The organism is Salinirubellus salinus, assembly GCF_025231485.1.
GTDB classification, from domain to species: Archaea; Halobacteriota; Halobacteria; order Halobacteriales; family Haloarculaceae; genus Salinirubellus; species Salinirubellus salinus.
The window spans coordinates 3,091,395-3,113,708 of sequence record NZ_CP104003.1 but is presented as its reverse complement, the minus strand read 5'-3'; the positions used below and the strand labels follow the sequence as shown (position 1 = coordinate 3,113,708).

The 22,314-nt window shown below is 70.4% G+C and carries 31 protein-coding genes and 1 tRNA gene; 14 read left to right on the top strand and 18 right to left on the bottom strand.

The genetic code is table 11. The features are described from left to right. Nucleotides 1-30 precede the first annotated feature (30 nt). On the top strand, nucleotides 31-1,110 hold the full coding sequence (locus tag N0B31_RS16340) for a geranylgeranyl reductase family protein (RefSeq protein WP_260592688.1): 1,080 nt from the start codon (nucleotides 31-33) through the stop codon (nucleotides 1,108-1,110). Between the two features lie 99 nt (nucleotides 1,111-1,209). On the opposite strand, the gene ygfZ is transcribed toward N0B31_RS16340, so the two are convergent. The 3 genes from ygfZ to N0B31_RS16325 are packed head-to-tail and all read right to left on the bottom strand — an operon-like array spanning nucleotide 1,210 to nucleotide 3,365. After that, nucleotides 1,210-2,289 carry a CAF17-like 4Fe-4S cluster assembly/insertion protein YgfZ gene (ygfZ, locus tag N0B31_RS16335; RefSeq protein ID WP_260592687.1) on the bottom strand — a complete coding sequence of 360 codons (1,080 nt, stop codon included), beginning with the start codon at nucleotides 2,287-2,289 and terminating at the stop codon, nucleotides 1,210-1,212. Between the two features lie 53 nt (nucleotides 2,290-2,342). Further along, on the bottom strand, nucleotides 2,343-3,047 hold the full coding sequence (locus N0B31_RS16330; RefSeq protein ID WP_260592686.1) for a hypothetical protein: 705 nt from the start codon (nucleotides 3,045-3,047) through the stop codon (nucleotides 2,343-2,345). Between the two features lie 24 nt (nucleotides 3,048-3,071). Further along, a complete protein-coding gene (locus N0B31_RS16325) occupies nucleotides 3,072-3,365 on the bottom strand; it encodes a DUF6432 family protein (RefSeq protein WP_260592685.1) in 294 nt (97 codons plus the stop codon). Nucleotides 3,366-3,572: 207 nt separating this feature from the next. Here N0B31_RS16325 and N0B31_RS16320 point away from each other — a divergent pair, with 207 nt between their 5' ends. Beyond that, nucleotides 3,573-4,511 carry a DUF7093 family protein gene (locus tag N0B31_RS16320; RefSeq protein ID WP_260592684.1) on the top strand — a complete coding sequence of 313 codons (939 nt, stop codon included), beginning with the start codon at nucleotides 3,573-3,575 and terminating at the stop codon, nucleotides 4,509-4,511. Between the two features lie 38 nt (nucleotides 4,512-4,549). After that, nucleotides 4,550-4,939, top strand: coding sequence for a DUF5611 family protein (locus N0B31_RS16315; protein ID WP_260592683.1), 390 nt, complete (start codon nucleotides 4,550-4,552; stop codon nucleotides 4,937-4,939). A gap of 18 nt (nucleotides 4,940-4,957) precedes the next feature. Here the strand turns inward: N0B31_RS16315 and N0B31_RS16310 are convergent, their stop codons facing one another. From N0B31_RS16310 to N0B31_RS16300, 3 genes are read right to left on the bottom strand one after another with little or no spacing between them, the layout of a single operon-like run. Continuing rightward, nucleotides 4,958-5,134, bottom strand: a complete 177-nt coding sequence (locus N0B31_RS16310; RefSeq protein WP_260592682.1) for a hypothetical protein — start codon at nucleotides 5,132-5,134, stop codon at nucleotides 4,958-4,960. A gap of 59 nt (nucleotides 5,135-5,193) precedes the next feature. Next, nucleotides 5,194-6,009 (bottom strand): ABC transporter permease, encoded by an 816-nt coding sequence (locus tag N0B31_RS16305; RefSeq protein WP_260592681.1) that lies wholly within the window; start codon nucleotides 6,007-6,009, stop codon nucleotides 5,194-5,196. Then, nucleotides 6,006-6,992, bottom strand: a complete 987-nt coding sequence (locus tag N0B31_RS16300; RefSeq protein ID WP_260592680.1) for an ABC transporter ATP-binding protein — start codon at nucleotides 6,990-6,992, stop codon at nucleotides 6,006-6,008. Before N0B31_RS16300 ends, N0B31_RS16305 begins: the two co-directional genes overlap by 4 nt. Nucleotides 6,993-7,129: 137 nt before the next feature. Here N0B31_RS16300 and N0B31_RS16295 point away from each other — a divergent pair, with 137 nt between their 5' ends. Beyond that, on the top strand, nucleotides 7,130-9,250 hold the full coding sequence (locus N0B31_RS16295; RefSeq protein WP_260592679.1) for a CocE/NonD family hydrolase: 2,121 nt from the start codon (nucleotides 7,130-7,132) through the stop codon (nucleotides 9,248-9,250). A gap of 52 nt (nucleotides 9,251-9,302) precedes the next feature. Here the strand turns inward: N0B31_RS16295 and N0B31_RS16290 are convergent, their stop codons facing one another. Continuing rightward, a complete protein-coding gene (locus N0B31_RS16290; protein WP_260592678.1) occupies nucleotides 9,303-9,656 on the bottom strand; it encodes a cell division protein SepF in 354 nt (117 codons plus the stop codon). 101 nt (nucleotides 9,657-9,757) lie between these two features. Between N0B31_RS16290 and N0B31_RS16285 the strand changes: the two genes are divergently transcribed. Beyond that, entirely contained in the window at nucleotides 9,758-10,510 is a 753-nt protein-coding gene (locus N0B31_RS16285) for a DUF1028 domain-containing protein (RefSeq protein ID WP_260592677.1), read from the top strand. A 58-nt stretch (nucleotides 10,511-10,568) separates the two neighbouring features. Next, nucleotides 10,569-11,342, top strand: a complete 774-nt coding sequence (locus N0B31_RS16280) for a glycerophosphodiester phosphodiesterase (protein WP_260592676.1) — start codon at nucleotides 10,569-10,571, stop codon at nucleotides 11,340-11,342. Between the two features lie 45 nt (nucleotides 11,343-11,387). Here N0B31_RS16280 and N0B31_RS16275 read toward each other — a convergent pair whose 3' ends face one another. Both N0B31_RS16275 and N0B31_RS16270 read right to left on the bottom strand, forming a co-directional pair. Further along, on the bottom strand, nucleotides 11,388-12,113 hold the full coding sequence (locus N0B31_RS16275; protein ID WP_260592675.1) for a DUF5806 family protein: 726 nt from the start codon (nucleotides 12,111-12,113) through the stop codon (nucleotides 11,388-11,390). Nucleotides 12,114-12,176: 63 nt separating this feature from the next. Then, complete coding sequence (locus tag N0B31_RS16270) at nucleotides 12,177-12,611, bottom strand: SHOCT domain-containing protein (RefSeq protein WP_260592674.1); 435 nt, start codon at nucleotides 12,609-12,611, stop codon at nucleotides 12,177-12,179. Nucleotides 12,612-12,713: 102 nt separating this feature from the next. Here N0B31_RS16270 and N0B31_RS16265 point away from each other — a divergent pair, with 102 nt between their 5' ends. Further along, nucleotides 12,714-13,082, top strand: coding sequence for a universal stress protein (locus N0B31_RS16265; RefSeq protein ID WP_260592673.1), 369 nt, complete (start codon nucleotides 12,714-12,716; stop codon nucleotides 13,080-13,082). Then, a complete protein-coding gene (locus N0B31_RS16260; protein WP_260592672.1) occupies nucleotides 13,079-13,663 on the top strand; it encodes a GNAT family N-acetyltransferase in 585 nt (194 codons plus the stop codon). Before N0B31_RS16265 ends, N0B31_RS16260 begins: the two co-directional genes overlap by 4 nt. Here N0B31_RS16260 and N0B31_RS16255 read toward each other — a convergent pair. Further along, nucleotides 13,652-14,086: a universal stress protein gene (locus tag N0B31_RS16255; RefSeq protein ID WP_260592671.1), complete on the bottom strand. Its 435-nt coding sequence runs from the start codon at nucleotides 14,084-14,086 to the stop codon at nucleotides 13,652-13,654. The genes N0B31_RS16260 and N0B31_RS16255 overlap by 12 nt on opposite strands. Before the next feature lie 101 nt (nucleotides 14,087-14,187). On the opposite strand from N0B31_RS16255, the gene N0B31_RS16250 reads away from it, so the two are divergent. Then, the gene (locus N0B31_RS16250; protein ID WP_260592670.1) at nucleotides 14,188-14,613 is read left to right on the top strand and encodes a universal stress protein; all 426 of its coding nucleotides are present in this window, start codon (nucleotides 14,188-14,190) and stop codon (nucleotides 14,611-14,613) included. A 74-nt stretch (nucleotides 14,614-14,687) separates the two neighbouring features. Further along, the gene (locus N0B31_RS16245) at nucleotides 14,688-15,791 is read left to right on the top strand and encodes a DHH family phosphoesterase (RefSeq protein ID WP_260592669.1); all 1,104 of its coding nucleotides are present in this window, start codon (nucleotides 14,688-14,690) and stop codon (nucleotides 15,789-15,791) included. On the opposite strand, the gene N0B31_RS16240 is transcribed toward N0B31_RS16245, so the two are convergent. From N0B31_RS16240 to N0B31_RS16225, 4 genes are read right to left on the bottom strand one after another with little or no spacing between them, the layout of a single operon-like run. Further along, nucleotides 15,788-16,864, bottom strand: coding sequence for a phosphotransferase family protein (locus N0B31_RS16240; protein WP_260592668.1), 1,077 nt, complete (start codon nucleotides 16,862-16,864; stop codon nucleotides 15,788-15,790). The two genes, N0B31_RS16245 and N0B31_RS16240, sit on opposite strands and share 4 nt — an antisense overlap. Before the next feature lie 55 nt (nucleotides 16,865-16,919). Next, entirely contained in the window at nucleotides 16,920-17,354 is a 435-nt protein-coding gene (locus N0B31_RS16235; RefSeq protein ID WP_260592667.1) for a DUF5807 family protein, read from the bottom strand. A gap of 5 nt (nucleotides 17,355-17,359) precedes the next feature. Further along, nucleotides 17,360-17,809 carry a DUF7112 family protein gene (locus N0B31_RS16230; RefSeq protein WP_260592666.1) on the bottom strand — a complete coding sequence of 150 codons (450 nt, stop codon included), beginning with the start codon at nucleotides 17,807-17,809 and terminating at the stop codon, nucleotides 17,360-17,362. Between the two features lie 3 nt (nucleotides 17,810-17,812). Beyond that, nucleotides 17,813-18,226 carry a 30S ribosomal protein S6e gene (locus tag N0B31_RS16225; protein ID WP_260592665.1) on the bottom strand — a complete coding sequence of 138 codons (414 nt, stop codon included), beginning with the start codon at nucleotides 18,224-18,226 and terminating at the stop codon, nucleotides 17,813-17,815. Between the two features lie 150 nt (nucleotides 18,227-18,376). On the opposite strand from N0B31_RS16225, the gene N0B31_RS16220 reads away from it, so the two are divergent. Then, nucleotides 18,377-18,652, top strand: a complete 276-nt coding sequence (locus N0B31_RS16220) for a WNWW family protein (protein ID WP_260592664.1) — start codon at nucleotides 18,377-18,379, stop codon at nucleotides 18,650-18,652. A gap of 1 nt (nucleotide 18,653) precedes the next feature. Here the strand turns inward: N0B31_RS16220 and N0B31_RS16215 are convergent, their stop codons facing one another. Next, nucleotides 18,654-19,097, bottom strand: coding sequence for an RDD family protein (locus N0B31_RS16215; RefSeq protein WP_260592663.1), 444 nt, complete (start codon nucleotides 19,095-19,097; stop codon nucleotides 18,654-18,656). Continuing rightward, a complete protein-coding gene (locus N0B31_RS16210) occupies nucleotides 19,094-19,234 on the bottom strand; it encodes a hypothetical protein (protein WP_260592662.1) in 141 nt (46 codons plus the stop codon). The genes N0B31_RS16215 and N0B31_RS16210 overlap by 4 nt, the downstream gene beginning before the upstream one ends. Nucleotides 19,235-19,357: 123 nt before the next feature. Between N0B31_RS16210 and N0B31_RS16205 the strand changes: the two genes are divergently transcribed. After that, nucleotides 19,358-20,641, top strand: coding sequence for an MBL fold metallo-hydrolase (locus tag N0B31_RS16205; protein ID WP_260592661.1), 1,284 nt, complete (start codon nucleotides 19,358-19,360; stop codon nucleotides 20,639-20,641). A 9-nt stretch (nucleotides 20,642-20,650) separates the two neighbouring features. Here N0B31_RS16205 and N0B31_RS16200 read toward each other — a convergent pair whose 3' ends face one another. Continuing rightward, complete coding sequence (locus tag N0B31_RS16200; RefSeq protein WP_260592660.1) at nucleotides 20,651-21,097, bottom strand: phage tail protein; 447 nt, start codon at nucleotides 21,095-21,097, stop codon at nucleotides 20,651-20,653. A 13-nt stretch (nucleotides 21,098-21,110) separates the two neighbouring features. After that, nucleotides 21,111-21,575: a phage tail protein gene (locus N0B31_RS16195; RefSeq protein ID WP_260592659.1), complete on the bottom strand. Its 465-nt coding sequence runs from the start codon at nucleotides 21,573-21,575 to the stop codon at nucleotides 21,111-21,113. A 196-nt stretch (nucleotides 21,576-21,771) separates the two neighbouring features. On the opposite strand from N0B31_RS16195, the gene N0B31_RS16190 reads away from it, so the two are divergent. Both N0B31_RS16190 and N0B31_RS16185 read left to right on the top strand, forming a co-directional pair. Beyond that, complete coding sequence (locus N0B31_RS16190; protein WP_260592658.1) at nucleotides 21,772-22,164, top strand: hypothetical protein; 393 nt, start codon at nucleotides 21,772-21,774, stop codon at nucleotides 22,162-22,164. 46 nt (nucleotides 22,165-22,210) lie between these two features. After that, a tRNA-Cys gene (locus N0B31_RS16185) sits at nucleotides 22,211-22,287 on the top strand. Nucleotides 22,288-22,314 lie beyond the last annotated feature (27 nt).

Here is a 22,314-nt window from a genome sequence, read left to right as displayed (position 1 = left end):
TGAACGACAGGACCCGAGGGTGGGACGAAGATGTGGGACTTCGTCGTGGTCGGTGCCGGTCCCGCCGGGTCGCGGTTCGCCCGCACGGCCGCCGAGCGTGGCCGCTCCGTGCTGGTCCTCGAGAAGGGCGAGGTGGGCCGTCCGCTCGCGTGTTCGGGCCACGTCTCGCTCGACCTCTGGGAGTTCGTCCCCGAGCGATACCACGACGAACTGTTCCAGAACGCCATCCACGGCGCCCGGTTCCACCTCGGCGGACCGGGGTCGCGCGAGTACCCGTTCTACACCGACGACCCAATCTCGAACGCCGTCGACCGGGTGCGACTCGACGAGGTGCTCGCCGAGGTGGCGGGCGAGGCGGGTGCGGACGTCCGCGAGGGCCACACCGTCACGAGTGTCGCGGAGCGCTACGATCGGGTCGTCGTGGAGGCGAAGGGACCGGACGGCGTCGAGCGGTTCGAGGCCCGGATGGTCGTCGGTGCCGACGGCCCACGATCGCGGGTCCGCTCGGAACTCGGCCTCCCCGAACCCGAGGAGTTCCTCCACGGCGTCCTTGGGTTCGATTTCGAGCCGGACCACCAGGACTTCGTGGACGTCCACCTCACCGTCCCACGGTTCTTCGCGTGGCGCATCCCGCGGGGCGACGCGGGCGTCGAGTACGGGCTGGCGGTGGCGCCCGGCGACGACGCACCGGGCCGGTTCGAGGAGCTGTGCGAGGGCTACGGCGTCGAGATGGACGAGCGGTGTTCCGGGCTCATCCCCATCGGCCCGCCAGACCGGGTGACCGGCGACCGCTCGCTGCTCGTCGGTGACGCCGCCGCCCAGACCAAGCCGTTCACCGGCGGCGGCATCCTCTACGGGATGCGCGCGGCCGACATCGCCGCCCGCGAGGTGGACCCGAACGATCCCGCCTCGCTGGCGCGCTACGAGGAGGGCTGGCGCGCCGAACTCGCCCGCGACCAGTGGCTCGGGACGGTGGTCCGCGCGGGCTACTCGTTCCCCGAACCCGTCCAGCGGGCGGGGATGCGGCTGTTCTCCGGGAAGATCGCGGTCCACATGGACCGGCCGACGACGCTGTTCTCGCCGGCGCAGTTGCGGGCGTTGCTGGAGTGAGTCGGTTCGGTCGGGCGTCGGCACCGCTCGTGTCGAGAAGCGGAGCGCGAGTCGTGCTACAGCGGAGTCCGCACCGCCCGGTGGGGCGAGCGTGGCGGGTCAGTACCGCGGCCGACGGGCCGACTCGTCGGACCCCTCCACGAACGGCAGGGTGGCGACGGTGGCCGCGCCCGCGCCGTCGACGTCGACCGTCTCCCCCTCGAAGCCGTAGTCGGCGAACGCGAGCGCGACGGGCCGTTCCAGCGACGGACTCTCGGCGGCGCGGGTGACCGACCCGACCTCGTCCCCATCGTGGGTGAGCGTCGCGCCAGCCTCCGGCACGGCGTCGCCGGCCTCGAACTCGATTCCGACGAGTCGGCGCGACGGGCGCCCGCGGTTGTGGACCCGCGAGACCACCTCCTGCCCGACGAAACAGCCCTTCTCGTAGTCGACGGCGTTCCCGAGGCCGACGACGTTCGGGACGTTCCCTCGGAGTTCGGTGGCGAACAGCGGCGTCCCGGCCTCCAGCGTGAGCGTCTCCCACGTCCGGTAGCCGAACGGCGCGGCGTTCATCCCCCTGGTGAGGAGGGTGTCGAAGACGTCCTCGGCGTCCTCGGCGGCGCAGACCACCTCGTACCCCTCCTCCCCGGTGAGGCCGTCGGTCCGGACGACCGTCGCGCCGCTGTCGCCGAGCACCCCGCGCTCGAACGTGAGTTGCCGGTCCGGCGTCTGTGTCGAGAACACCGAGGCGACCTTCTCGGTGGCCTTCGGGCCGTGGACGCCGAAGACGCCGAAGTCGGTCGTCGCCTCGCGTACCTCGACGTCCTGGATGAAGGTGCGCTCGGCCCACTCGTCGGCGATCTCGCCGGCCAGCGACGGGGGCGTGAAGAGGAGCAGTCGCTCGCCGGCGGTGAAGCAGTAGAGGTCCGCCCGGACGCCGCCCTCGGGTTCCAGCAGGAGCCCGTAGACGCCCTCGCCGTCCTCGTCCGGGACGCGGTTCGAGACGACGTTGTCGACGTACTCGACGCGGTCCTCGCCGGTCACCTCGACGACGCCGTAGCCCATCTCGGTGACGCCGACGACGTTGCGGACCGCACGGTGGGTCCGCTCGGGCCGGCCGTAGTCCTCGACCACCCTGGCGCCGTCGACGTCGCGGAACGTCGCTCCGTGGGCCTCGTGGAGGTCCCCGACCAGTGTCATGGCTGGCGGTTCGCGCCGTGGCGGTAAAACGGTGTTACTCTCGTGCGCCGAGGTCAACCCAGTTCTGCCCGAGCAAGAGACGTAATCGCGTCAACGTACCCGTCACTGTAGTATAGAATATCCACATTCTGTTCGACCGTATCCATGACGTACCTATACATTCGACCGCCCACAGTATTCAGAATCACTAAAAACCCCAATACTGGAATCTTCTTTCGACTGTGGAGGCTACTGTTCCAGACGTAGAAAGAGAGCAGTTCGTCTCGTCTGCGTGTCCCCTCAATTCGGCCAGACGTTATCCTCAATCCGTCATTCATGCGTCTGATGAGGTCGCTATCTTGGCCAAGCAAGTAGAGATACAGCATAATAACTACGACAATTTCGAACGGTAGGAAACTAAGCAGGAGGTTCGGGATCTCATCTACGAATTGTAAGTAAGACTTGAACAGTGTATTGATCCCAGCAGAGAGGGGGAGAGCCAGTACGAAACAGAACGCGAGCACTGCCCAGAGAAATCGATAGGCACCGTCTAGGATTTTCAGTGGTTTGTGCACCTTAGCGTGAGGGTCATACTCCGGCGCAGTTCGACCATCTTCCTTCGATTGCTCCCTCAGTTGCGAGTTACTGAGGAACTCAACTTGCCCTCGTATCTCCGGGATAGTTAGTGCCGCCCGGTAGGTTCTGAGAAAATCCTCCCGGACAGATTTGTACCGCTGAATACTGATTGTCTGAAAGAGGAGTTTCGAGAGTACGTTCATCTTCACACCCACCCAGTTTATTATTCAGAACGGCAGTTTCCCCCGGAGCCACTCGAGGAACGACGGCTCCGCCTCCTCGTTCGGGTCGGGGATGACCCGCTCGTCCGGGTAGATGCGGGTCGACCCGCGCTCCTTCTCGACGCGGATGAGCCCCGCCTCCTTGAGTTCCGCGAGCGCCGACTCGATGGCGTCGATGTCGAGGTCGGTCCGCGAGCGGAGGCCGAACACCGTCATCCCCTCCTCGTGCCGGTCCACGAGTGCGTCGAGCACCGTGACCTGCGCGCCGTCGCGGTCGCGGAACTCCCGCTTGGCCTGCATGGGCGTTCGTTCGCCCGGTGGCCTCTTAACGGTTGACTGCGTGACCCACGGGGAGAGCGGTCACGGAGCAACGAGCGGGAGTCTGCCGAGCGCCGACACGCACCGACGAACGGGAGCGACACGCGAGCAGCGTGCCCACCCGACCGCGAACCCGGACACCCGCGTGCCCCGGCAGGTTTATACGCCGAACGCCACCAAATCCGCTAAATGGGGCTCAGGTGTTCGCTGTTCGGCCACACCTTCACCGAGACGGACGCCCGACGGGACCGAGAGGTCAGGGGTGACGAGGTCGTCACCGTCGTCAAGACCGTCGAACGGTGCAGCAACTGTGGGGCCGAGCGCGTCGTGAGCGAGAACAAGGAGGTCGTCTCCGTCGTCGACGCCGACGACGTCGAGGAGCCGGAGGCGCGGACGGACGAGACCGGGGCGGGGAACGAAGCCGAGGCAGCGGTCGACGCCGACGCCGAGGACGGGCCGGACGAGGAATCGACCCCGACGGACGGGGCGGCCGCGACCGACGAGCCGGCGACCGACGCCGGTGGCGAGGCCGGCGCCGAGGACGGAGCGGACGACGAGGAGTCGGCGACGGCACCGGACCTCGACCCCGACGCCGACCCCGAGGCGGAGGACGTGGAGTTCATCACGGAGACCGACGGATCGCTCGGCGGGGGCGACGAGGTGGACGTGGACGTCGACGAGGAGGCGCCGGAGGGCGGCATCGGGGGGATGGCCGCGCGTTCGGGTGCCTACGGCGACCCCGACGAGGCGAGCGGGGCCAGCGACCCCGTCCCGGACACGGGCGACGAGGCCGCCGACGAGGACGCGGAGATACTCGGCGAGGCGGAACAGCGTGGCGACCGCGCGCCGGGGCAGTGGCCGGACGACCCCGACGCGACGGACGAGCCGTGGGAGCCGGGCGAACTCGGCGGCGGCCCCGGCACCGAACCCGAGCCGGACGACGAGGTGGCCGAGCCGGCGCCCGTCGACCCGTCCCCTGCACCCTCGTCGGGGCCGGCGGCCGAGTCGGCCACCGACTCGCTCCACTGTCCGGCCTGCGGACACACGGTGTCGACGGAGGGTTCCTATCGGGCCGGAGACGCCTGTCCCGAGTGCCACGGCGACTACCTCGAGGCACCGTCGGAGTAGTCGAAATCGGTAAAGCCCTCCCCTCGTAATCCTGCCCTATGGAAGAGTACAAGATGCGGAGAGGGGAGTACCTCGAAGAGCGCGTACCGGACCTGGAAGGGACGATCGAGGACTACTTCGGCCCCATCACGAGCACGCAGGAGTTCAAGGGGAGCGACCTCTACGTCGTCGACGAGCCGAAGAACCCCGTCTTCGAGAAGGTCGTCGCCGGTGCCGTCGCCTACTCGGGCAAGAAGGACAAGCTCGCCGTCGACTTCGTCGAGCGGGACCTGCAGGACCTGATGGAGACGGGCGACGTCGACGCCGCTGGCGACGCCAACACCGCGAAGAACGAGTTCCTGCTCGAGTGTACCGGCCGCGACGCCAAGTCCCGCCGCGAGTCGATGAAACGTGCGGTCGAGGACGACGAGACGCCTGACAACGTCTGAAGCGACCGGAGCCGGGCCCTACATCACCGACGGTTCGTCCCCCTCGTAGGCGTGCTCGGTCAGGAGCGCCTCGAGGTTGGTGTAGGGGACGAACGCGAGCAGATCGCCGTCGTCCATGTACAGTTCGACGCCGTGCTCGACGTGTTCGTACGACGCTGCCTCGAGCTGTCCGTTCGGCAGGATTGCACGGAACATATCGCGGCTTGACCGCCGAGCGTCCTATGGTTTTCGCCGGGTGGCGGGAGTGTCCCCGCTCAGTCGATGATGCCGTAGCCGCGTCGGAACAGCACCACCGCGACGCCGAGCACCGCCGCCGTCAGGAGCGTCAGCACGACGAGCGAGGCGTTCGGGTCGACGTCGGCGTAGCCGAGGAAGCCGTAGCGCACCCCGTTGACCATGTAGACCATCGGGTTCAGGAGCGAGAGCGTGCGGTAGAGCGGCGGGAGGATGTCGAGCGAGTAGAAGACGCCACCGAAGAACGTGAGCGGCCGGAGGATGAACTGGTTGAGGACGGTGAGGTAGTCGAAGTCCCGCGCCCAGAGACCACCGAGGACGCCGAACCCGGCGAACAGCGTCGTGATGACGAGCATGAACGCGACGAGGTAGAACGGTCTCTCGACGCTCACGCTCCCGCCGTCGATGGCGAACGGGACGAACACGAGGCCGACGCCGACGATGATGAAGCCGACCACCACCCCGCGCAGGGCGGCGGCGGCGACGTACGCGAACACCTGCGAGGTGTACGAGAGCGGCGAGGTGAGCACCTCGTTGATGTACTCGTTCCACCGGCCGTGGAAGATGGAGAACGAGGAGTTCTCGAAGGCGTTGGAGACGGCGCCGAGGACGACGAGCCCGGGCAAGATGAACAGGATGTAGTCGAATCCCTGTATCTCGCGGATGCGTCCGCCGAGGATGACGCCGAACACGGAGAAGTAGAGGACGTTCGTGATGGCCGGCGGTAGGAACGTGTTCCGTGGCCGGCGGACGAACCGGAGGATCTCGCGCTTGAGCAGCGACCGGAAGCCGGTACCGAAGACGCTGTCGAGGACGTTCGTGGTGCCGGTGCTCATCGCTCGGCCTCCACGCTCTCGGCGTCGCCGTCGTGGCCGTTCCGCTCGTAGTCGGTCGTCGCCTCCTCGTCCAGCCGCGTCATGTCGACGAACACCTCCTCGAGCGAGGCCCGCCGGACGTCCATGTCCGCCACCGCGATGCCGGCGTCGTCGAGCGTGCGGATCACGTCCGCCGCCACCGCACCGGCGCTGTCGGCGACCACCCGCAGTTCGCGGCCGTCGACGCTCGCCTCGTGGACGCCGTCGAACGAGAGGTCGGGGAGGCCGACGGCGGGCGATTCGAGCGTCAGGACGAGCGTGTCCGTCCCCCGCGAGCGGAGTTCGTCCGGCGTCGCCACCTCCACCTTCCGACCCGAGTCGACGATGGCGACCCGGTCGCAGAGCCGTTCGGCCTCCTCGATGTAGTGGGTGGTGAGCAGGATGGTGGTCCCCTCGGCGTTCAGCCGCTCGATGAGCCGCCAGAGGTCACGCCGGAGCTGGACGTCCACGCCCGCCGTCGGCTCGTCGAGGATGAGCAGGTCGGGGTCGGTGACGAGCGCGCGGGCGAGCAGGAACCGGCGTTTCATCCCGCCCGAGAGCCAGTCGAAACGGGTGTCGCGCTTCTCCCAGATGCCGACCGTCTTCAGGGCCGTCGCGGCGCGCTCGGCCGCCTCGGCGGGCGGGACGCCGTGGTAGCCGGCCTTGTGTTCCAGCACCTCGTGGATGGGGAAGAAGCGGTCGACGTTGAACTCCTGCGGGGCGAGACCGATACGGTTCCGGGCCTCGCGGTACTCCGATTCGACGTCGTGGCCGAACACCTCGGCGCGGCCGCCCGTCGCCCGGGCGAGGCCGACGAGGACGTTGATGAACGTCGTCTTGCCGGCCCCGTTCGGCCCGAGCAGGCCGAAGAACTCCCCCGGCTCCACCTCGAACGAGAGCCCGTCCAGCGCCCGCACGTCGCCGTACTCCTTCACCAGCCCGTCTGCCTCGATGGCGAGTGTCACTGCTCGAGACGACGCCGCTCGGCCCGTTAAGCGTCTCGAAACGGGCGCCGAACGGGGGTACCGGTCACCGCGCGCGGCATAAACGCCCACGGCCTGACGGCAGAACCGACTTCGGAGCGACTCGCGAGGGGGCGAGCATGGACCGAGGCCGACTGGACAGACGTGGCTTCCTGCGAGCGACCGCGAGCGCCGGGGCCGCGGCGGTGTTCTACGCCGGCGGTGCGGGCGCGGCCCCCGAGGTGACCGAGACGGACGTGCGGGTCGCGTCGTTCGACGGCGCCGAGATAGCCGCGACGGTGTTCCGCCCGCCGGGCGACGGCGAGCACCCGGTCGTACTCTCGACGCACGGCTGGGGTGGCGACCGCGGGAGCGTCGAGGGGTACGCCCGCCTCGCGGCGGCGAACGGCTACGTCGCGCTGACGTGGGACCAGCGCGGATTCGGCGAGTCCGACGGCGAGGTCGGGCTCTCGGGACCGAAGGAGGTGCAGGACGTGCGCACACTGATCGACTTCCTCGCCGGCGACCACCCGGACGCCGACCCGCAGTTCACCGGGCGGGTCGACGCGAGCGGCGGCGGCCCGAGCGTCGGGATGATCGGGGCGTCGTACGGTGGCGGCATCCAGCTGAACGCGGCCGCCGTGGACGACCGCATCCGGGCGCTGGTCCCCATCGTCCCGTGGCACGACCTGACGTTCTCGCTGGCGCCCAACGGCGTGCCGAAACTGGGGTGGACCTCGCTGCTCTACGGGTCCGGCGTCGCCAGCGCCCGGGGGGGCACCTCCGGCGACGGGCAGCCGACCGCGGAGGACCTCCAGCGCGGGGTCTCGCCGCGACTCCACGAGATATACGCGACGACGATGGCGCGCAACGAGCTGCCGCCACAGGGGCGCTCGTTCCTGACGGTCCGCTCGCCGGCCGTGAAGCTCGACACCGTCGACGCCCCCGCGCTCGTGGTGCAGGGGTGGCCGGACACGCTGTTCGTCCCGAACGAGGGCCAGCGCATCGTCGAGGGGCTACGCGGCGAGGGGACGGAGGCGAAGCTCGTCTTCTTCGACGGCGGTCATACCGCCACCGGCGACACCGCCCCCGCCGACCAGGTCGCGTATCTGGAGGGGAAGGCCGTCGAGTGGTTCGACGAACACCTGAAGGGCGAGGGCGAGAGTTCGCTCGCGCCGGTCACCTACTACGAGACGCAGACGGCCGACGCGCTCCGGGCCGAGGGCGAGTCGGGCGCGTCGCTGGCGGCGAGAGCGTTCACCGCAGCGGACGAGTTCCCGCCGGCCGACGCCACCCCCGAGACGTTCGCGTTCGACGAGGCGACCGTCTCGCAGGCCGCGACGGCGACGGGGTCGACCACGCTCGTCAACAGCGTCGCACCCACCTCTGCCTCCCAGATATCGCCGCAGAACGGCGACTTCGCCGCGGGCGTGACGAGCGTCGACTTCGACTTCACGTTCGAGGCGGCGACGGAGGTGGTCGGCACCCCGTCGCTGTCACTGACCGTGACGCCGCTCGGCGCCCGGTCGTTCGTCTTCGCCAAGCTCTACCACGTCACCGACGCAGGCGCGACGTTGCTGGACAACCAGGCGACGCCACTCGCCGTCGAGGGGACGCCGGGGACGGCCCAGCGCGTCGACCTCGACCTGGTGAGCGTCCAGCGGTTCTTCGACGCGGGCGACAGCCTGCGGGTGACGCTGGCGACGACGGACGTGGGGTTCACGTCGGCCAGAGGGGCCGGCGGGGTGCAGGTGGACCACGCTGGCACCGACCTCACCGTCGGGACCCGGCCGGTGCCCGAGGGGGTGCCGGCCGTCTCGGTGGTCGCCACCCGGAGCGACGACGGGCAGGTGTTCACCGGCGGCGAGACGAACCAGGTCGACCTCTCGGTCGACGTGAGCGTCGAGCGGGACGGCGCCGCGCCGCCGGTGCTGGTGCGCGACAGGGTGCCCGAGTCGTGGACGCTCGTCGGCGGGGACGGGGAGCGCGACGGCGCACACGTCGTCTTCGAGGGGCGGGCGACGAGCCACGACCCGACGTACTTCGTGGAGGCGCCCGCGGCGCTCGGCGACTCGAACGGCTACACGTTCGGGCCGGTGGCGTACAGCCTCGACGGCGGGGCGACGTGGACAGACGTGGGCGGCAGTACGGACCAGAACGTCGTCCTCGGGACGGAGGCGAGTGGGGGCGATGGTGCCCCCGAGCCGCCGGAACTGCCGGTGCCGGGGCTACCGGGTGCGGGTGGCGACCTGCCGTTCTGAACGGCGGGAGGAACGACGTCTCGAGGAGCAGATCGGGGTCGACGGGGGCAGCTCAGCGGCCGAGTTTCTTGCGGGAGATCTGCACGCCGCCGGGCGTGATGATGATCTGGTCGTCGTCCTTCTGGACGATGTCACCGCCCACCTCGCGGGCGACCTGCTTGAGTTCGTCCGAGATGTGCTCCATCGTCCGGTCGGTCGTCGTGTGTCGGGTGATGTCCGCGATGACGACGTCGCCGTCGTAGACGGCGTCCTTGATGTCGATGACGTCCTGCTTGTCCGAGATGGTGGCGATGCGGACGGACGTCCCGGCGTCGACGGCCTGTGCGTCGAAGTCGTCCACGTCGAGTTTCACGTAGTCGTCGGCGGTGCGCTTTCCTCCCCCGAGGAGCTTGCTCATCAGTCCCATAGCGTCGAAACGGCCCGGTACGGGCATAGGTCTTACGTCAGACGCACGTTCGCCGTGCCGGTTCCACAGACGCTTTTCTCCACCCCCGCACAGTCGGGAGCGTGACCTTCAGCATCTGCGTCCACGAGAACTACGAGACCGAGACCGACGAGGGTGACCTCGAGGAACACGACCGGTTCGGCGTCGCCGTCACCACGCGACTCGCCGGCGTCGGTACGCTCTGTCCGTTCGTCTCCGAGAACGGCGCCGTCGCCACGCAGTCGCTCGTCAACACCCGGCTGGGGCGCAAGGGCATCGAGTACGTCGACGACGGACTCGCCGTGGGTGACGCTCTGCAGTCGCTGCTCGACGCCGACGAGAACAGCGAGAACCGACAACTGCACGGCGTCGACCGCGAGGGGACGTTCACCTTCTCGGGCGAAGAGTGCAAGGAGTGGTACGGTCACACCGCCGGTGAGGGGTACACCGTCGCCGGGAACCTGCTGACCGGGGAGTCGGTCGTGGCGGAGACCGCGGCGGCGTACGAAGCGAGCGACCCCGAGGAACCCCTGAGCGAGCGACTGATAGACGCACTCGCCGCCGGCCACGCCGAGGGGGGCGACAAGCGCGAGGACCTGCCCGTCCACTCCGCAGCCGTGATGGTCGCCCGGACCGAGGAGCGCGAACTGGCGTCGTTCACCGACGACCTGCGGGTCGACGCCACGGAGACGCCCATCGAGGACCTGCGCGAGACCTACGAACTGGCCGAGCGGTCGTTCGAGGACGCGATGGACCGCTACGAGGACGCCTACGAGGAGGACAGTGTAGACGGCGTGGCGGACGACGAGGGCGGGGAGGCGGCCACCGACGGGTAGTTCTTCACGGTCGACCGTCCCGAACAAGATTTACGCTGCCGCCGGCGAATCGACGGACGTGAGCCTCGACATCCTCGCCCACCGCGGGTTCGCGGGGACGTTCCCCGAGAACACGGTCCCGGCCGTGACCGCCGCGGGTCTCCACCCCGACACCCACACCGTCGAGGTGGACACGATGCCGGCCGCCGACGGTACACCGGTCGTGTTCCACGACTCGCGGCTGGACGAACGCGACGACGGGAGCGAGGGCGTCACGGACGCCGAGGGGGTCGTGTGGGAGACGCCGCTGGCGACGGTGACGGGCGCCGAGGTGCTCGGTTCCGGGTTCACCGTCCCCACGCTGGCCGCGGTGGTCGAGGCGCTCCCGCCCGGCGTCCGGTTGAACGTCGAACTGAAGAACCCCGGGACGCGTGACGTGTGGCCCGCCAGCCACCCGGACGACCTCGCGACGCGGCGCGAGACGTGGCGGCCGTTCGTCGAGCGGGTGGCGGCGACCTGCGAACCGCTGGAGCGGGTCCTCTACTCCTCGTTCTTCGAGGCGGCGCTGGCGGCGGCCGACGACGTGACCGGCGACCGGACCGCCCCCGTCGTCCCCGACGGCGCGGCCGACTGGGGACTGGACTGCGTGGCGCGCCACGGCTGTACCGCCTTCCACCCCGCGAAGGAGGCGGTGTTCACCGACGCGGCCCTCGTGGGAAGAGCGCGAGACCGTGGCTGTACGGTGAACGCGTGGACGGCCCGGACGTGGCACGACGTGAAGCGACTCCGGGAGGCGGGCGTCGACGGGGTCGTCGCGGACTACCCACTGTTGACGATCGCGGGCGACCGGTAGCGGGGCGGCACGGGCCAGCGCCCGCGAGACGCGGAGGAGTGGCTGTCAGTCGTCGGCGGGGGCCGACTGCTCCGGTTCGGCCTCCGCGTCGTCGGTCCCGCCCGCCGAGAGTTCGTGCCCGCACTCCGGGCAGTGGACGTGGTCGTGTCGGAGCGCCGCGCTCGACTCCCGGACGTCGCGCATCACGCTGCCGATGCGGTCCTCGGCCTCGAGCTCCTCGTCGACGGTGAGCTCGACGCCCTCGACCTCGAGGAGGAACTTCGCCACCTCGGTGACCTCGTACATCAGGTCGTCCAGTTCCTCGGCGGTGTAGAAGTCACACATCGCGCCGTAGAGGAACGTCGCGCCGGCCTTGCGGACCTTCTCCTTGAACGAGGCGCGGGCCTGGTTCACCGCCTGCGGGCTGTAGGTGTCGGTCATGAACGGGACGAGGTGCGGGAGGTTCTCACCGATCTTCGTCATCTCGACACCGGTCTCGGTACGGAAGTCGGCACAGAGCCGCGCGATGGCCCACTCGCGGGCGGTGACGTAGGTCCGGTCGCGGAGGAACTCGTTGGCCCGGTCGTAGGTCGCGCCGTCGATCTTCGAGAAGCGGGCGTACTCCCGGACGTCCGGCGGGACCTCGGCGGTGTCGTCCTCGGGGGCCGCGTCGTCCGCGAGTCGCGAGTCGTGTCCGTCCCCATCCTCGACCCGGCGGATCGCGGGGCGGAGGTCCCCGGCGGCGTCCCCCTCCACGCCCGCGGTGCGTTCGGCGTCGGGCTCCTCGGTCATGGCCGAGGGTCCGGGCCAGCGGGTCAAAAGGCCGTCGGCGGTGTCTGACGGCTGGCGGACGGGTCAGGCCGAGTCGCGCTCGGGGTCGGCCTCCTGCTCGCGGTCGGTGCGTCGCCGGTCGACGTACGCGGCCGCGGCGGCCTCGTCCTCGGTCTCCAGCAGACGCTCCAGGCGCCGCTCGAACTCCAGTTCGTCTATCTCCCCCTCGGCGTAGCGCCGGCGGAGCTCCGCCAGCGGGTCGCGTTCGGACTCGGCGGCCGGGTCGCGGTCGCGCCGCGACTGGTCGGACGGGTCGCGGTCGGCGTCCTCGTCCTCGTCGAGCGCCTCGCCGGTCGCGATGCCCACGAGGGGGAGGACGACCGCGAACCCGACGATCCAGATCACCCAGAACGGGATCGGCGAGAGCGTGGGGAACGCCATGGCGAGGAACCCGGCGCCGAGGACGAGGAGGGCGACGACGCCGGTGAGTTCCTCGCGCAGGTTCCGGAGGACGGACATACGCCGAGGTGGGGCGAGTGCGGGCAAAAGCGTTCGCCCGACACCGACGGGGAGCGTTCGAGGCGGGGTGGCTTTTTGTCCCGGCGGGGCCTGCCCCCGTCCATGAAGGTACTGCTGGGCGTCGGCGGCAGCGACGACGGGCTGACCGCCCTCGACCGGACCATCGAACGGACCCGAGAGGCCGGCGACGACCTGACCGTCGCGGTCGTCGAGAACCCCGCTGTCGACCGCTCCACCGAGTCCATCCGCGAGGCCGTCGAAGAGCGACTGCGCGAGGCCGGCCTCGAGGCCGAGGTGGTGGTCGTCGAAGGGCATCCGGGGAGTCGACTCGTCGAACTCGCGGAGCGCGAGGGGTTCGACCGTATCGTGCTGGGCGGCGGGGAGACCTCGCCACTCGGGAAGGTGAGCCTCGGGAGCATCGCCGAGTTCGTCGTCCTGAACGCTACCGTCTCGGTGACGCTGGTACGATGAGCGGATTCGTCTACCCCGACGAGGTGGCGGGCCCCTACGAGGCCCCGCCGTGCGTCTTCGAGGACCGGAACGGGCGCGAGATACGCGTCGAGCGCTACGACGACGAGTTCGAGGCCGTCGTCGAGATGTACACCGCGTTCGACCCGGCCGACCGGGCACAGGGGATCCCCCCGGTCAAGGACGAGGCAATCCGCAACTGGCTGGAGGCCATCCTCGCCGACGAGTGCGTCAACGTCCTCGCGTGGGACGGTGACAGCGTGGTTGGACACGCCACGCTGGTGCCGGACGGCGACGAGGCGTACGAACTCGCCATCTTCGTGCTCTCGGACTACCAGGACGCCGGCATCGGGACGGGCCTCATCGAGGCGCTGCTCGGGGCGGGCTACGAGGCAGGCATCGACCGCGTGTGGCTCACCGTCGAGCGGTGGAACAACCCGGCGGTGGCGCTCTACCGGAAGGTCGGGTTCGAGGCGGGCGACGCGGGGAGTTTCGAACTCGAGATGACTGCCGCGCTGACCGAGGCCGGGACGGGAGCGGGCGACACCGAGACCGACCTCGGTATCGACGACTCAGACCGATAGGACCGGCTGTGAGGCGTACGCCAGGACGTACTCGGCGGCCTTCTCGATGACCGCCTCCGGGTCGCCGGTGACGGGTTCTCGCGGCAGGACGACGAAGTCGGCACCGACGGCGTCGGCGGCGTCGAGGATGACGCTCCCCGGGTGCTGGGTGAGTCGCGTCGCCGAGAAGCCGTAGGCCGTCGAGTGAGACGTGGGCACGTCGCCGGCCATCGCCGCCACCTCGTCCATCAGGCGGTCGGACTCCGCGACGATGTCGTCGTCGGTGAGGTCGCCGTCCTCGATGGCGCGGGTGGTCCCCTCGCCGAGGACGTGCAGGACGTGCAGGTCCGCACCGTAGCGCTCGGCGACCGCCACGGCGTACTCGCAGGCCCGCATGGCGGCCTCGCTACCGTCGACCGGGGCGAGCACCGTCTCTATCTCCATGGGCGAGCGTGGGTCGGGGGCGGTGAAAAAGCCACCCCCCACACGTGGCGGCGTGGGCGTCGACCCCCCCGTTTAAGCCGCGGGCGGGGGAACGCACCTCCATGTTCGAGACGGTCATCATCGCCACTGACGGCTCGAAGAGCGGCGAGCGGGCCGTGGCGGCAGCCGTGGACCTGGCCGAGAAGTTCGACGCCACCGTCCACGCCCTCTGTGTCCTCGACGAGTCGCGGGTCGAACCGCTCCCCGAACGGCTCCACAACGAGGTCGCGGGCGCACTCGAGGAGCAGGCACAGGAGGCGCTCGACGCCGTGGCCGCCCGCGTCGACGGCGAGACGGTCAGGACCGTGCGGCACGGGGACCCCGCCCGCGAGATCGCCCGCTACGCGCAGGAGGTCGACGCCGACGTGGTCGCCACCGGGACCCGCGGGCGCGACGGCGAGCACTCGTTCCTCCTCGGGAGCGTCGCGGAGGCCGTCGTGCGGACCTGCCCGGTGCCGGTGTTGACGGTGCGGCAACTGGAGTCGTAGCGAGCACCTCGCGAGAGCGCCACGGAGAGCCGTGTAATCGGTATCCCCTTACGCCGCCGGCGTCTCACCGGCGTATGGACGACTTCCTCATCGACGACGACCGACTCCCCCTCTCCCGGAAGTCGGTACTCCCCGGTTCGGGCTTCTTCACCCCGGACTCGTTCGACGAGCTGGAGGCCGAACGCGAGGCTCGCGAGACGCTCGAGGGTGCCACCACCGTCGTGGTCGCCGACCCCGACGCCGACGGCCTCGCCTGCGTCGCCCTCGTTCGCGAGGCGTTCGGCGAGGGAGCCCTGCTCCCGACCGGCCCCCACGAACTGGAGGAGTCACTCGAGTACCTCGCGGCGTACCTCGAACCCGACGCCCGCGTCTTCGTCTGTGACCTGTGTCCCGACAGCGACTACGATATCCAGTACCTCGACGGCGTGGTCGAGCGCGCGGCGTCAGTCGCGTGGTTCGACCACCACCAGTGGGAGGACGACCTCTCCACCGCGGTCGAACGGGCGGGTGTCGACCTCGTCGTCGGTGACTCGGACGAGGAGTGTACGGCCGACGTGGCGCTTCGCTCCATCGACCACGCGTTCGACGACCGGTTCGCCGACCTCGCCGCGGTCACGCGCGACCACGACCTCTGGCTCCGCGAGGACCCGCGCTCGGACGACCTCGCGGACTACGCCTACTGGGAGGAACCCGAGGCGTACGTCGAGGTCGTCGGCCGCTTCGGTGCGGACCTCCCCGAACCCGTCGAGGCGTACATCGCCGAGCGCCGGATCGAGAAGGAGCAGCTCGTCGACCTCGCGGTGAAGCGTGGACGCATCGAGGAGGTCGGCCCGTGGACGGTCGGCATCACCTACGGCCGCTGTTCGCAGAACGAGGTGGCCGAGGCGTTCCGCGAGCAGGGAACCGACGCGGCGGTCGTCGTCAAGCCGGCCGGGAGCGCCTCCATCCGGGGGACCGACTCGTTCGAGCTGTGTCACGAGGTGGCCGGCAGAGTGAACGGTGGCGGCCACCCGAAGGCGGCCGGGTGCAAGCCCGACATCTACGACGACATGCTCGACTACGCGCACCACTGGAGTTCGCGCGGCGCGGTCACGCAGGAGGTCATCCTCGAGGCGTTCCGCGAGGTGGCCCGCCAGCACGCCGACGAGGACGACGAGGGGATCGCGGCCGACCGCTAGTCACCGTCCACGAACTCGGCCACCGCCTCGCGGTGGACCCGCTCGACCCGTGCTCTCCCCGCCCTGTCTTTCTCCTCGTGCCAGAGCGGCAGACACGCCATCGCGTCACACCGCTTCAGCAGCGCGTAGGTCTCCATCCGCTCGGTGACGCTCGCGTCGAACCGCCAGCCCTCGCGTCCGGCGACGTACGCCCCGCGGAGCGCCCGGCGGTGGCGCTCGCGGGTCGCCTCGTCGTCGCCGTCGTGCAGGAGGTGGTACTCGACACACGCGAGGTTGTACGCCGGGTCCGTGGTGGAGAGGTTCGCCCAGTCGAGCACCGCCCGAGTCTCGCCCGTCGTGGGGGAGAGCAGGAGGTTCCCCCAGCGGTAGTCCCAGTGGCAGAACCGCGGCGGGTCGGGGGGGGGCATCGCCGCGAGTCGCTCGTCGAACGCCGCCCGGAGGTCGGGGACGAGGTCGGCGAACCGGTCGGGCTCGTCGGCCAGATCGGGGAAGTAGGTGCCGTCGGCCAGCGCGTCGAGCGTGCTGGCGACCCCGTCGCGGAACCACTCGCGGCCGTCCGCGTAGGGGCCGCCCTCGTCGTTCGGGACGACCGCGAGGCCGCCGTCGCGGACGCCCACGGAGCCGACCCGGTCGAAGGTGCGGAGACCGTGGAGTTGGGCGAGGTTCGCGCCGGCGTCCCGGCAGACCCGCTCGCGCACGTCGACCGGGAGTGCGGTAGGGTCGGACTCGACGTTCTCGCCGGCGACGCGTTCGAGCAGGTAGAACGGTGCGGGGTAGTCGGCGTGGGCGTCGACGGAGCCGTACACCGCGGGGACCGGAACCGACGTCTCGCGGCCCACGAGTTCGTAGAGCCGCGGTTCCGCGCGAGCCACCTCCGGTCGGACGAACCCCGCGGTCGTCGCCTTCAGGACGGCCTCGCGTGGGCCGTCCGGCGTCTCGCAGTCGACGAACGCGACGAAGTCGGTGCCCTCGGCGGCGCGTTCGTACCCGGCCACGCGCCACTCGGGACGGCACGCCGCGACCATACCGGCGACCGCCTCTGCGGTGACGGCGTCGGCCTCGCTGTCGCTCACGCCCCGGTTGAGTCGATCGCCCGGTAAAAGTCTCGTGTGTGCGTGTGAGCCGTCCTCAGGCCCCGTCCTCGCCAGCCAGCCACTTCTCGGAGTAGGTCTCCCCGCAGGCGCAGGCCGCGTAGGCGTGGAGCACGTCGCCCTCGGCGTAGAGCCCCTCCATCTCGGGATGGTGCTCCTCGGCGAACGCGAAGACGAACTTGGCGTAGTGGTCCTCGCCGTCACCGGCGGGGCAGGTGCCGTCGGTCAGGTCGCGGTCCACCTCTCCCTCGGTGTCCATCGCCATCCCGGCGAAGTTCATCGGGTTGAGCGAGGTGGCCCGCTGGAACGCGGCGCGGCCCTCCTCGCCCGGGAGGACGAGGAGGACGCCGTGGTCGGTCCGGACGCCCACGTCCGCCAGCGCCTCGACGTCGCCGACGCCGTCCTCGTGGAGGTAGAACGCCACGTCGTCGGTTCGCTCGCCGGCGAGGAAGGCGTCGAGGCGGTCGGCCATCCCCGTCACTCGTCGTCACCTCCGTCGAGCGACTGCGCGATCCGGTCGAGGCTCGTGTTCACCGTCGTCTCGGGCACCTCGTACACCGTGGTCTCGCCCGGCTTGCGGACGCCGTAGCGTTCCCCCTCGACGACGGTGTCGAGGAGCACCGACCGGCCGACGTCGACGCCCTCGTTCTTCGCCCACTCGACGAGGCGGTTCTCGCCGTCGGCCTCCCGTGCCAGCCGGCGGTTGTCGTAGGCCCCGCGAATCTCGAGCGAGTCGTCGAGCGCCACGTCGACGCGGGCGTGATAGACCGTCCCGCCGAGGACGAGCGTGACGAGCTCGTCGGCGGGGAACTGCTCGGCGGTCTCCTCGGGAACCGCGATGCGCGGTCGGCCGGTGGCGCCGGCGCTGGCGAGCGTGGCGCGGACCGTCTCGACGGACGCGTTCTCGGAGGAGACCCGGTCCGTCACTGCTTACTCGTCGTCCTCGCTCTCCTCGTCGTCGCCCTCGAGGCCGAGGAGTTCGGCGACGGACTGGTCACCGCGACCGGCGATCTTCGCGTTGATCTGGCGGGTGTCCTCGCTGACCTCGCGGCCGCGGACGGTGACGCGCTTTCGCTCGCCGTCGCGGGTCGGGTTGAACCCCGTGCCACCCGTGAGGAGGACGGCCTTGAGGTTCGGGCCGGCGACGTCCTGTCGCATCGGTCGGCCGGCGGTGTCGGAGCCGCCCGTGAGCTCGAGGTCGTAGCCGTCGAGACCGACGGCGCCGCCGTCGACCGTCTCGCCGAGTTCGCGACCGATGAATCGGTTCGCGTCCTGTCCCTCCACGTCGAACTGGTACGTCGTCCCGTCGTCGGGGTCGGCGACGGAGACCTGGAAGTCAGCCATACCCGGACTGACTGGGTGCCCGAGCAAAAGGGTGTTGAAACGGCCTGCAGGCCCAGTACCGCCGACGGGGGCGCGTGGGGCCGCCCTGCGACGTTCACGGCGACCGCCCCGAACGGGGGAGTCTTGGCCGCCGGGCACGTATCGAGGGGCGTGAACCGCGCTCGACTCGAAGCCAGCCTGCGCGAGACGTTCGGCCCCGAGCCGGGGTCGCTCCGCGTCGTCGTCCGGCAGGCGATGGACCTCGCCGAATCCGGGCAGTACGCCGACGACACCGGCACCGAACTCACCGTCGCCGAGCTCGTCGAACACCTCGGGGACGCCCCGGACGAGCGGCTGGTCGACCGCTGGAACTGGTGGGTCGGGTCGCTGGAACTGGCCTACGGTGGCTACGCGGAGTTCGAGGTCAGGCGCTGGCAGGCGGAGTGAGTCACTGGCGGACTCGCCCGGCGTGGACCACCAGCGTCCGGCCCGCCCAGTCGCCGAGGCGCTTGCCGTCCCCACGGAGGAGGATGACCGCGACGGCGACGCTCCAGTAGCCCAGCCCGTCGACGAGCCGGAGGGCGTTGCGGAGGAACGACCCGCGGAAGGAGAGCGGGGTGCCGTCGTCGCTCACCACCCGGAGGCCGAAGACGCGCTTGCCGAGCGTCGTCCCCGTGCGCCACTCGGCGAGCAGGTGATACACGAAGGCGACGGCCATCGCCGCGAGGAACGCCCACGTCCGTTCGGGCGGGGTGAGCAGTTCGGCCCGGTAGCCGAGTGCGAGCGCGGGGCCGACGACGAGGAGGGTGACGACCAGCTGGTCGAGGAGGAACGCGGGGGTGCGGACCCGGAGTGGGGCAGGCTCGGGGGGTGCGGCGTCGCGGTCGCTCACTCCTCGACGGCTTCGACGCCGTAGTGGAGCATGATCTCGTTCGTGGCGCGGGTGTCGGCCTCGCGCTTGGCCTCCTTGCGGGTCTCGAACGGGCCGGCGACGCGGTCCCCGTCGACGACGACGTAGTAGACGGTCACACCTGCAGTGGGAGACGGACGGACTTGAGCGTTCACCCGCTGTCACACTCCCGGTGGTGAGAGTGCCCCGCGGCCGGCCTCGAACCGACGGCCCCAAGCCCCGCCGCCGCGAACCCCGACCGAATGAAGGTGGAGTTCCTCGGCGGCGCACGCGAGGTGGGTCGGAGTGCGGTCCTGCTGGACGACTCGCTCCTGCTCGACTTCGGGATGCTGACGGCGAACCCACCCCAGTGGCCCGTCGGGATGCGCGACGTGGACCCCGACGCCGTCGTCGTGAGCCACGGCCACCTCGACCACGTCGGGGCGCTCCCGGCGCTCCTGTCGGGTACCTCGCGGCCGCCCATCCACTGGACGCCCCCCACACGCGAGTTCGCGATGCGCCTCGGCCGGGACACGCTGAAGCTCCACGGTGGCACCCCGCAGTGCCCGTTCACCGAGACGGAACTCCGTCGCATGACGCAGGTGTCGGTCGAGCACGGCTACGACGAGCCGTTCACCGCGGCGGGGTACGAGGTCACGTTCTACAACGCCGGCCACATCCCCGGGAGCGCACACGTCCTGATAGACGACGCGGGGCGGCGCCCCACGGGCAGTCGGACGCAGTCCGACGACGAGGGCGAGACGCGACTGCTGTACACCGGGGACTTCCACACGGACTCACAGCGGCTGGTGAGCGCCACCACCGACCGTCCCGACGCGGACGTCGTGATATGCGAGTCGACCTACTCCGACGTGGACCACGGACCACGCGCCGAGGTGGAACGGCGGTTCGCCGACGCCGTCCGCGAGACGCTCTACGAGGGCGGTACCGTCGTCGTCCCGGCGTTCGCCATCGGCCGCACGCAGGAGATGCTGCTGGTCTGTGAGGCCCACGACCTGCCGTGTTACGTCGACGGGATGGGGAAGGGACTCACGCGGATGCTGCGGAACTACCCCGCGTTCCTGCGGGACCCGGACGCGTTCGGCCGGGCCGTGGGGAACGCCCGGTTCGTCACGGGGCGGGACGGCCAGCGAAAGCGCATCGCCGACGACAACACGGTCATCGTCACCACGAGTGGGATGCTCTCGGGCGGCCCGGCGATGACCTACGTCCCCGAGATCCGCGGCCACCCGAAGAACCGCATCCTGTTCTCGGGCTACCAGGTGGAGGGGACGCCCGGCCGCGAACTGCTGGAGACGGGGAGCGCAGAGATCGACGGCCGAGTGATGCGTGTCGCCGCTCGCACCGAGCGGTTCGACTTCTCCGCGCACGCGGACCACGGCGGCCTCCGGTCGTTCCTCGACTCGTACGCCGACGCCCGCATCCTCGTGAACCACGGCGACCGCTGCGAGGCGTTCGCCGAGGAACTCCGGGCGGACGGCTACGACGCCAGCGCCCCGGAACTGGGCGAGTCGGTGACGGTCTGACAGGACCGCTCAGGGCGACAGCTGCTCCACGCCGTCGTGGGCGAGTTCGAGTGACTCGGTCGCGACCGCCCGCCGGGCGGCCCGGAGTCGTGGGCCCGTCCACCGCGTCGGGTACGCCCGCTCGCAGGTCCAGCGGACCGCCGGGAGTCCGTCGTGGTCGAGCAGGGCGACGACCACGGTCCGGCGCCCGACCGTCTCGGCCACCCAGTCGTCGAACCAGTCCCGGAGCGGCGTCTCGCGGGCGACACCACGGGTGAGCACGAGCGAGGGCGAGACGGCGTCCCGGACGGTCCGCTCGCCGACGAGCCACCGCGGGAGCCCCGGCACGCGGGACTCGGTGCGCGACCCCACCGTCGCCTCCAGCCCGGCCACCTCGGTGACGTCGATGGTCCCGTAGCCCGTCACCTCGACGGTGAACCGGTCTCCCGTGCAGGGGTCCGGCGGTAGGCCGCTCATCGGGCCTCGACGGTCACGGTCGCACGCGTTCGTAGCCCTCGTGGGTTATCTCGAGGGCTTCGATGGCCACGGCACCGTCGAGCGCGTCGAGCCGCGGTCCCACGTAGCGAGAGGGCCAGGCGTTCTCGGCCTCCCAGCGCGGCCCGGCCTCGCCCCCTTCGTCGAGGATGACGACCGCCACCGACCGGCGCGCCTCGGCTATCTGTCCCCGCTCGACGAGGCGACGCCAGTCCGCCAGCGCCGTCCCGTCACCGACGCCCCGCTCCAGCGTTATCGCCTCGTAGTCCGTCGTTCCCGGGATTTTTCGGGGCGTCGGTGGCTCGTTGCCCGCCCGGTACGAGAGGACCGCCGTGGTCGATGCACCGAGTCGGCACCCGCTGAACCCGGCCGTCGTCAGCCCCTCGATCTCGAGGAGGAACCGGACGTTGGGGTAGGGGTAGTCGCGTTCGTCCGTGGACCGCTCACGCGGCGCGGTCACGGCCACACACCCGCCTGTCGCCGGTCGGTCACCGGCGTGCGACGTGTCGTCATGGTCGAGTGACACTCGCGGACCGCGGGCTTGAGTGTTTGCGCCACCCGACCCGGTCCAGCCGCCAGTTGCGCCCGCCGGACGACGAGTGGGGTTGACCTGCACGAACCAGAGACTTTTGCCGTTTCGTGACGTACGGTGGCGCATGGCACAGACCGAACGACCAGACATCGACGAGGCGGAGCGCGAGGCGTTGCACGAACTCCAGTTGGGCATCGAGCACGTCCACCGGGCGTACGGCCACCTGCTGGCGTTCCACCACCAGATCGGGCGGGGGATGGACCGGTTCGCCGCCGCGGAGCCGCTGCTGCGCGAGACGGGCCACGAGGAACTGGCCGACAGCATCCGGGACGACGTCCTGCCCGCGGGTGTCATCGACGACCGGTGGTCGTACGAACTGGTCGAGGCGTTCGAGCGGGGCTTCCTCTCGGGGACGGTGGCGTTCGAGCGGTCGGTTCGGGAGGAGGTGGCCGGTGGCGTGGCGCACGTCGCCGAGCGTGAACAGCAGCGCGAGTGGCGCGAGCGGGCGCGGCGGTAGCGGACCGCTACGCTTAACAGCGGTTCTGTTCTAGTTTCGTCTGCGCGCCAAGGTGGCAGAGTCTGGCCCAACGCATCCGCCTGCAGAGCGGAACCCCCGCCGGTTCAAATCCGGCCCTTGGCTCTTCTCGCGAACGACAGTGAGCGAGAG